Raw genomic sequence first — 817 nt, forward strand, 5'->3', positions numbered from 1 at the left:
CGCCGTTCTCGATCGCGGCGATCGTAACAGTTTCGGCCTTCGAGAGATTGTCGCGACCAGTGGTCATTAACCTCGCGATGGTCCGGGCCGATGGGAGGCGAGCGAGGCTGCTTGCGTCCGCTTTCTCAGCGCGCCGGCGGCGAGTTGCCCATTCGGAGACAACCCTGAGGCTTCCCCGGAAGCCGTTCCTTCGCATTGTGCGCCAGAGGGCGGATGCATTGCGGGCGCCGGCGTCCCATTGCGCATCCAACCAGGGTAGATGCGCTTCCAGAGAACTCTGGCGAGGTCGGAAGACGTCGCTGCGCTCGCCACGGACGATCCGCCTGACGGTCTGGCGGTGATGGCCCGTGCGCCTGACGATCTGTTTGATCGGCACGCCCTCCTGCCAGAGGGCAAGGACCGATGCGTTTGTCTCCTCGCGCCGCAAATATCCGTCATATTGCAGCTTCTCGGCTGCCGTCAGCAAAGCGGGATTGATCACGGTGGCGCCGATGGCGCCGCGGATCTGACGCATTGACTTGCGCACGGCGTCGAGGAAAGCGCGGCTGGCATTCTCCATCAGGTGCCATCGGTCGGCAACCTGGACGGCCTGCGGCAGTGCTCGCGCCACCGCCTCTCCGTAGCCCCCGCCGCGGTCACGGGCGACTGTGTGGACAGCGGACTGATGCCGGAGCCAGGCTTCCGATGTCGCCGGCTCCCGGTCGGGAAGCAGGACGACCGGCCGGCGGCGTTCGAGGTCGCAGACGATGGTGCCGTAGCGGTGATTGCGCCGCCACGCGAAGTCATCAATGCCGATCACGCGCAACGGCTCGCTCGG

Annotated in this window: 1 protein-coding gene; it reads right to left on the bottom strand. The window is 66.2% G+C overall.

Annotation, left to right across the window (positions count from 1 at the left end):
• The coding region (locus ACFPN9_RS27810) for a transposase (RefSeq protein WP_377817946.1) at positions 1-817 on the bottom strand (817 nt) is incomplete at both ends.

This window comes from Allobosea massiliensis (assembly GCF_042655245.1).
In the GTDB taxonomy this organism is placed as follows: domain Bacteria; phylum Pseudomonadota; class Alphaproteobacteria; order Rhizobiales; family Beijerinckiaceae; genus Allobosea; species Allobosea massiliensis.